This is a genomic window from Chamaesiphon sp. OTE_20_metabat_361, assembly GCF_031364565.1.
Window position 1 is genome coordinate 1 of record NZ_JANLWO010000727.1, and the last position, 7214, is coordinate 7214.

At 47.2% G+C, this 7214-nt stretch carries 9 protein-coding genes; 5 read left to right on the plus strand and 4 right to left on the minus strand.

Going from position 1 to position 7214, the window contains the following annotated elements:
- The 4 genes from RMO35_RS20530 to RMO35_RS20545 form a co-directional block, all read left to right on the plus strand.
- Nucleotides 1-745: helicase-related protein (locus tag RMO35_RS20530; RefSeq protein WP_309743732.1), on the plus strand; the 745-nt coding region annotated here is incomplete at its 5' end.
- Nucleotides 746-760: 15 nt separating this feature from the next.
- Complete coding sequence (locus RMO35_RS20535; RefSeq protein WP_309743734.1) at nucleotides 761-1111, plus strand: cupin domain-containing protein; 351 nt, start codon at nucleotides 761-763, stop codon at nucleotides 1109-1111.
- Nucleotides 1112-1198: 87 nt separating this feature from the next.
- Nucleotides 1199-1591 carry a RidA family protein gene (locus RMO35_RS20540; RefSeq protein ID WP_309743736.1) on the plus strand — a complete coding sequence of 131 codons (393 nt, stop codon included), beginning with the start codon at nucleotides 1199-1201 and terminating at the stop codon, nucleotides 1589-1591.
- A 54-nt stretch (nucleotides 1592-1645) separates the two neighbouring features.
- The gene (locus RMO35_RS20545) at nucleotides 1646-2587 is read left to right on the plus strand and encodes a glycosyltransferase family 2 protein (protein ID WP_309743738.1); all 942 of its coding nucleotides are present in this window, start codon (nucleotides 1646-1648) and stop codon (nucleotides 2585-2587) included.
- 11 nt (nucleotides 2588-2598) lie between these two features.
- On the opposite strand, the gene RMO35_RS20550 is transcribed toward RMO35_RS20545, so the two are convergent.
- The 3 genes from RMO35_RS20550 to ribE all read right to left on the minus strand — a co-directional run bounded on the left by RMO35_RS20550 (nucleotide 2599) and on the right by ribE (nucleotide 5470).
- A complete protein-coding gene (locus RMO35_RS20550) occupies nucleotides 2599-2865 on the minus strand; it encodes a YciI family protein (protein WP_309743740.1) in 267 nt (88 codons plus the stop codon).
- A gap of 175 nt (nucleotides 2866-3040) precedes the next feature.
- Entirely contained in the window at nucleotides 3041-4447 is a 1407-nt protein-coding gene (locus RMO35_RS20555) for a histidine kinase dimerization/phospho-acceptor domain-containing protein (RefSeq protein WP_309743742.1), read from the minus strand.
- 333 nt (nucleotides 4448-4780) lie between these two features.
- Nucleotides 4781-5470, minus strand: coding sequence for a riboflavin synthase (ribE, locus tag RMO35_RS20560; protein WP_309743744.1), 690 nt, complete (start codon nucleotides 5468-5470; stop codon nucleotides 4781-4783).
- Between the two features lie 278 nt (nucleotides 5471-5748).
- Between ribE and RMO35_RS20565 the strand changes: the two genes are divergently transcribed.
- Entirely contained in the window at nucleotides 5749-6243 is a 495-nt protein-coding gene (locus RMO35_RS20565) for a bifunctional nuclease family protein (protein ID WP_309743746.1), read from the plus strand.
- Nucleotides 6244-6374: 131 nt separating this feature from the next.
- Here the strand turns inward: RMO35_RS20565 and glyA are convergent.
- Nucleotides 6375-7214 (minus strand): serine hydroxymethyltransferase (gene glyA, locus RMO35_RS20570; RefSeq protein WP_309743748.1); only part of this gene is annotated, 840 nt, incomplete at its 5' end.

Here is a 7214-nt window from a genome sequence, read left to right on the forward strand (position 1 = left end):
CAAGGTTAAATTAAGTCCTGAAGAACTCAGTCGTTATCACGAACTAATTGCCGAACGAGATCGTTTTTTGCGCTCTCAAAAAATCTCGTTCGGTAGTATCGACGGTTGGCAAAAGTTTATTCGAGCAAGTTGTCGATCGACTGAAGGTAGAAGGGCGATGTTAGCGCATCGGGAAGCTAAAGAAATCACGTTATCAACTAATGGCAAATTACGCATCTTAGCCGAGATTTTAGAGCGACATTATCCCGAAGCTACGCTAATTTTTACGAGCGATAATGCCACCGTTTATCGGATCGCTCAATCTCTATTAATCCCCGCAATTACTCACCATACCCCAGTCAAAGAACGCCATCAAATTTTGACCCACTTTCGCGAGGGTACTTATAATGTGCTAGTGGCATCGCAAGTCTTAAATGAAGGTGTCGATGTGCCTGCGGCGAGTATCGCGGTGATTTTATCTGGTACTGCTTCGCCGCGAGAATATATTCAAAGACTGGGGCGAATCTTACGCAAAGGCAAAGCCGATAAGCAAGCCGTCTTATATGAAGTAATTAGTGAAGGTACGAGCGAAGAACGAGTTTCCGCACGACGACGCGGTGACATGGATGAAGAGAAGAAACCAGAAACAAATAATGTAATTCAGTTACCGATTAGATATGGTGAATTTGTCGAACCTGCGCGCAAAGTCGCCGAAGTAGATCCCGATCCGTCACCTCCAGATCCTGATGGTGGCTTGAGATATTAACGAGCGGTTAACGTTATGAGTAAAATCGATCGTAACTATATTCAAACTATGACGGAAATTGTAGATCGATCCAATGCCGAGCACTATTTATGGGGTACGAGTTGTGATGGCTGGCATCTTGTCAAACATGATGACATGAGCGTTATTATCGAACGGGTGCCGCCAGGAGAAAGCGAACAGCGGCATTTTCACATTCATTCACGCCAATTTTTTTATATCTTGACAGGTGAGGCTGAGATCGAAGTTGATGGTGAGATCCGAGTCTTACAGGCACAGCAAGGCATCGAGATTGCCCCTGGTGTAGCTCACCAATTCCACAACAAGTCGCAGTCAGATGTGACATTTTTAGTCGTCTCTGTTCCCTAAGTCTCACGGAGATCGAGTAGATGCACCACTGTCGTAAATAATGCGAGTTCGCGGTAAAGTAATAACGGTTTACTTCCGAACATCCCTATGACTAAAAAAATAATTCAAACCGATCTCGCTCCCGCACCAGTAGGCCCATACAATCAAGCGATCGTCGCAACTGGTAAAATGTTATTTGTATCGGGACAAATCGCGATCGATCCAGCAACCAATCAATTAGTTTACGATGGCGACGTTGCCAAACAAACCGAGCAAGCGATGGCAAATCTCGCAGCTATTCTCAAAGAAGCTGGTGCAAATTTTGAAGATGTAGTCAAGACAGGCGTGTTTCTCAAAAACATGAATGATTTCGCTACAATGAATGAAGTATACGCGCGCTACTTCGATGAAGCCACTGCGCCAGCGCGTGCGTGTGTGGAAGTTGCCAGGTTGCCAAAAGATGTCCTAGTCGAAATTGATTGTATCGCAGTAATTAGCTAACTTGTGAGGAGTTACTTTCCTGCACAATGGCTGCAACCATGCCTGGATCGATAAATGCCTAAATATTCTCTAGTGATTCCGATTTATAACGAAGAGAGTACGATTCCGGCTTTGTATCAGCGGGTGAGTGCAGTGATGGATGGGTTAGATGATACTTCAGAATTGATCTTGGTGAACGATGGTAGCCAGGATCGGACATTAGAATTATTGAGGGCATTGCACGAGCGCGACAGTCGAGTAGTATATCTGAGTCTGGCACGCAATTTCGGCCATCAAATTGCGGTGACGGCTGGCTTGAATTATGTCCGGGGCAAGGCGATTATTGTTTTAGATGGCGATCTCCAAGATCCGCCAGAATTAATTCCCGATTTGCTAGCACTATGGCAACAAGGGTATCAAGTTGTCTATGCTCAACGTACCAAAAGAGTGCGAGAAGGCTGGTTTAAGCGGCTGTGTGCCTTTGCTTTTTATCGCGTCCTCAAACATCTCGCTGATGTGGAAATACCTACCGACACAGGCGATTTTTGCTTGATGGATCGTCAAGTGGTAGATTTGCTCAACCAAATGCCCGAACGCAATCGCTATCTGCGGGGGTTGAGAGCGTGGGTGGGTTTTAAACAAATTGCCCTGGAATTCGATCGCGATTCGCGGTTTGCTGGCGAAGTAAAATATACGTTTGCCAAAAGTTTGGGATTGGCAATTAATGGCTTAGTCTCTTTTTCGAGTGTGCCATTGCGATTGTCTACTTATTTGGGATTATTTTCAGCAGTTTTGGCGATCGTCATGGCGATTCTCGTCCTCTATTGGCGAGTATTTACCAATTCTACACTGACTGGTTTTGCGACGATCGCGATCGCGATTTTCTTTCTTGGTGCAGTGCAATTAATTAGTATCGGAATTCTGGGCGAGTACATTGGGCGCATCTACGAAGAAGTCAAACATCGTCCTCTCTATACTCTTTCAGAAGTAGGACGAAAATCAATTGATGATTATTAATTATCAATTAGTTAATCGCCCATAACGATGCGCCATTCGTGTAATTGGTAAGTGACACAATGATTTTTTACCAATGGATCTGCGGCGACAATTCGTTCGGCTTCAGCTAGTGAATCAGCTTGAAATAACATCATGCCACCCCCATGTTCGCCCCAGTATCCCGTCTTTGCCTGGTGTCCGCGATCGATCAAACCTTGTACATAAGCCTTGTGTGCGGGGATATATCGATCGAATTCCGGCTTGGGAACTATTCCAGTTTCAATTTTGACAAACCACATAAATTAGGCTTTAGGGATTAGGTATTAGGCTTTAGGGAGTAGGGAGTAGGCTTCATAGATTAGGAATTAGGTATTAGAGATCGGATACCGATCGACGAATAATAGTCGATCGATGTATCAACCCGATTGCACCCTAAAGCCCAAAACCTAAAGCCTAAAGCCCAAAGCCTAATCCCTAACTCTGTGCAATTGTCGATAGCGGCAAAAAGATTGTCAATACTTCCCCTTGTTGGAGATGCTGGCGCACGATCAGTTTACCACCGAGGAGTTGAAAGAGATTTTTTGTCACATTCATATTCAGACTCAGATTGCCTGTTTCTGGTTGAAAAGTCAAGAGTTGACCGATCGCGTGTCGTACTGTTGGGGCGGTGTGCGGACTTTCATCGGATTCTGGTTGGGATTGGAGTTGAAGTTTTAGTCTGTCGCCGACAGGAGTAACTTCGACTTGGATACGGCTCCCAGAGGGAAGATTGCGGGTAAAGTTTTCGACTAAACCCGTCAAGACACGATCGAGAATGGTGGGATTGCTGACGACGGCGGGAAGTTTATGGGGAATTGCTACGGCGAGATTGAGATTGCGGCGTTCGGCTTGTTGTTTCCACTGGGGAAGGCTATGCTCCAATAGTTCGCCAATCGACATGGTTGTCAGATCTACCGCTTGGGATGGGGCGGTGGTGGCTAATTCCACGCCACTAAAAATCAGTTCCATCCGATCGATCTGTTCGGTACACTCGCGATCGATCGCACCCAGGCGTTTGAGGACGCGGGGCGATAATTCTGGCTGACGCAATAGTAGTCGCGTCATCGTGCGGATGGTAGTCAGCGGGGTGCGAATTTCGTGGGTGAGTGCTTGGATCAGTTCCACATCGGCTGCGAGTTTGGTGGGTACCTCAACTTGCTGCGCTACGGGGGCTATATGGGCAGTAGGCTGGTGTTCGAGCAGGTATTGACTGAATGCCATCACCCACCGATAATCAGGCTCGATCGGGCTAAATCGAGCGGCTAGCTCGTCTACATACGATAGGTGTTGGGGCGCAGTGAGCATCATCCGTCCCCGCAGGGATTTCCATGCCAGATCGAGATCGTCAGGATCGAAGGAAAATTGACAGCGCGGCTCACCATCCTCTTCACCCAAGACGACGACTAAACTAAATTGACTGGTAAGGACTAGGCAAAAACGTTCTTCTGCGAGGGGATCTGTCGGGAGTAATTCGATCGGAAAATGATGATACTCCTGAAAATCCGGCTCGCGCCCGGTAGCTTTACAAGGTAGGAGTTGGCGGTTGGCGTGGGGAGTGGTGAAGGTAATCGTGTGAAGTTGCGAGACAATCGCGGGGTGGCTAAAGATCGGCAGTGGTGCGGTAATTAACAAGCCTTCAATGACTGTCTCTTCGCTGAGATCCTGCACTCCAATCGGGCTAGGCAGAGATTTTAACAGCAAAGTTTCCACAGACGCGATCGCACTTTGCCACTGGCTGTGTGCCTTGAGTAGCAATTCTTGGCGATCTGTCGCTGGATGCGGATCTGGAGGATTAAATTCCGGTACGAGCAGATCGATCCCTGTCGGTTCTGCTTTTGCCAATACTTCGCTCAATGTTGGGAGCAACCACTTTCTGACCACAATATACCCGATCGCTATAACTCACACCCAAAGACTAACGGATCGGGCAGGCTCGATCGCAGGTGTAAAACCGAACTCTACTTAGGCTAATATCCGTCAGCTTGACGGGAGGTAAGAGGTAAAAGGTAAGAGGTAAGAGGTAATGGGTAATGGGTAAGAGGTAATGGGTAATGGGTAATGGGTAATGGGTAATGGGTAATGGGTAATGGGTAGTGGGTAATGGGTTAATTTCTATCATCCCCCAGTCCCCCAGTCCCCCACTCTCCCAACTCCCAACTCCCAACTCCCAACTCCCTATCGATATCCATTTGCCGCTAAAAAATCAGGTGTGATGATTTCGCGCTGTTTGGAAGGAGAATTTGAAGATCCCATCAATTTTTCAACATACTTGCCTAAAATATCTGCTTCCAAATTTACCCACTCATTTGGTTGAAGCTGAGCGAGATTTGTTTGTGAGTATGTGTGCGGAATTACTGCCACAGTAAACCACTCACCATCAGGCGCACAATCGGCGATCGTCAAACTCACTCCATTGACAGCAATACTTCCTTTAGAGACTAAATAACGACTTACATAATGCGACCATTGCTCGGTCATTGCCTCCGGGGCAGCAAAACGCATTTCCCAGGAAGTGGCAGTAGCCCGACTTGAGACTAGTCTTCCGATTCCGTCGATATGCCCCGTGACAAAATGACCGCCAATTTTGCCCCCAACTCGTAAAGATGTCTCTAAATTTGCATAAGTCGAAGTGCGATCTCTTTGCCCGATCGTTGTACGATCTATAGTCTCCGGTGAGACAGTCACAATAAATCCCTGTGGTAATATTTCTTCGACTGTTAAACATGCCCCATCTACGGCTACACTATCACCAATAGTCAAATCGGTTAGAATAAGCTTCGCATCTGAAAATTCACATGTAACTTCCAGCCTGTCCTCGGTCAAAAGGCGTAAATTTCCCAGCGATTGAACTAGTCCTGTAAACATCTATTTTCAGTCAAAGTACTATTCGCGATCGAGTATTTTGTAGGTCATCCTTGATACATACCAGCACGGTGGCGGCAAAGCTCAAGCTTGTTAAACTAATCTACGTTGGTTTTTATTTTAAACTCTAACGTCCGCAGCCACTTAAGTCGGTAGATCGATCTCGCATTCATCCCCAGCGCAATGAAAGTAGCAAGTGTCACATCAGACGCGATATGTTAACATTTCAACCGCTCGCGTCTTAAACCACCCACATCAACAACTATCTGTAGGAAACCATCATGATCGAAATGAAAGTAGCGGGGATTGCCTTGGACGCTGTATCTCGGAGTCCGATCGTTTTACTTAAAGATGCTTCAGATCGTCGCGCTCTACCAATTTATATCTCCCAAGAACAGGCTAAAGCAATTGTTAGTGCTTTGGAGAAGCAGACGCCCCCAAGACCTTTTACTCACGATCTGATGGTTAACATCTTTAATAGCTGCGATCTGAAGGTCGAGCGGATCGCGATTAATTCGCTGCAAGATAATACTTTCTACGCATCGATCGCGATTAATGACAACGGTCAGATCAGGGAAATCGATGCTCGTCCTAGCGATGCAATTGCGATCGCCATCCGCACCAAAGCCCCAATTTGGGTCATCGAAGAAGTCATTGCCGATGCTTCGATTCCGGTAGATCGCGATGCTGACGAGCAAGAACGTCAAGCTTTCCGCAGCTTTGTCTCCAATCTCCGCCCTGACGATCTGATTCGCAAAGGTGGCTATGCGGGTTAGGCTTTGGGTTTTAGGCTTGGGGTTAGAGATATCGATCTGTTTCCCGGCTTTGAGAGAATAGCTACTGAGTGAGTGGGTAGACAGGAGTGCAAGATCTGCGATCTGATGCACTCCAATTATCAACGATCGATCTAAACCAGAGCAGGAACGGGAACGCTCAGATTGGGGTAGAGTGGGAAGCTTTCACACAAAGTCGCAATCCGACGGATACAATTTTGGGCTACTTTATCATCTTCGGGATTAAGTAATCGATCGGCGATGATATTGGCAATTTCGACAAACTCAGTCGTACCCATGCCGCGAGTAGTCATCGCTGGCGAACCCAATCGCAAGCCACTAGTGACGAAGGGAGATTCTGGATCGAATGGTACGGTGTTTTTATTAGCAGTAATATTGACATCGCTGACTAATAAATCTGCCTGTTTGCCAGTCATCCCGATGGATCGCAGATCGACTAACATCAGGTGGTTGTCAGTCCCACCAGAAACGATTTTGAAGCCCCGTTGTTGGAGCTGACCCGATAAGGCTTGGGCATTGGCAATAACGTTGCCGCAATAGGTCTTAAAGGCGGGCTGGAGCGCTTCGCCGAAGGCGACAGCTTTACCAGCAATCACGTGTTCGAGGGGGCCACCTTGACTGCCAGGGAAGACCGACTTATCGAGCTTTTTGCCCAGTTCGGCATCGCGAGTCATAATCAAACCACCACGTGGCCCTCTGAGGGTTTTGTGAGTAGTAGTAGTCACGACATCACAGTACGGTAAGGGGTTGGGATGATGTCCTGTGGCGACTAGTCCAGCGATGTGGGCGATGTCTGCCATCAGGAAAGCACCGACTTCATCGGCGATTTCGCGGAATTTAGCAAAGTCAATAATCCGGGGATAGGCAGAATAACCGCAAATCAATAATTTAGGACGATATTGTTTCGCCAAGTCCCGAATCATGTCGTAGTCGAGCTGCTCGGTTTCCTTGCT

Excerpts from the sequence above, each read along its gene's own strand:
- RMO35_RS20535 (WP_309743734.1), top strand. The coding sequence starts at position 761 with ATGAGTAAAATCGATCGTAACTATATTCAAACTATGACGGAAATTGTA.
- RMO35_RS20540 (WP_309743736.1), top strand. The coding sequence starts at position 1,199 with ATGACTAAAAAAATAATTCAAACCGATCTCGCTCCCGCACCAGTAGGC.
- RMO35_RS20545 (WP_309743738.1), top strand. The coding sequence starts at position 1,646 with ATGCCTAAATATTCTCTAGTGATTCCGATTTATAACGAAGAGAGTACG.
- RMO35_RS20550 (WP_309743740.1), bottom strand. The coding sequence starts at position 2,865 with ATGTGGTTTGTCAAAATTGAAACTGGAATAGTTCCCAAGCCGGAATTC.
- ribE (WP_309743744.1), bottom strand. The coding sequence starts at position 5,470 with ATGTTTACAGGACTAGTTCAATCGCTGGGAAATTTACGCCTTTTGACC.
- RMO35_RS20565 (WP_309743746.1), top strand. The coding sequence starts at position 5,749 with ATGATCGAAATGAAAGTAGCGGGGATTGCCTTGGACGCTGTATCTCGG.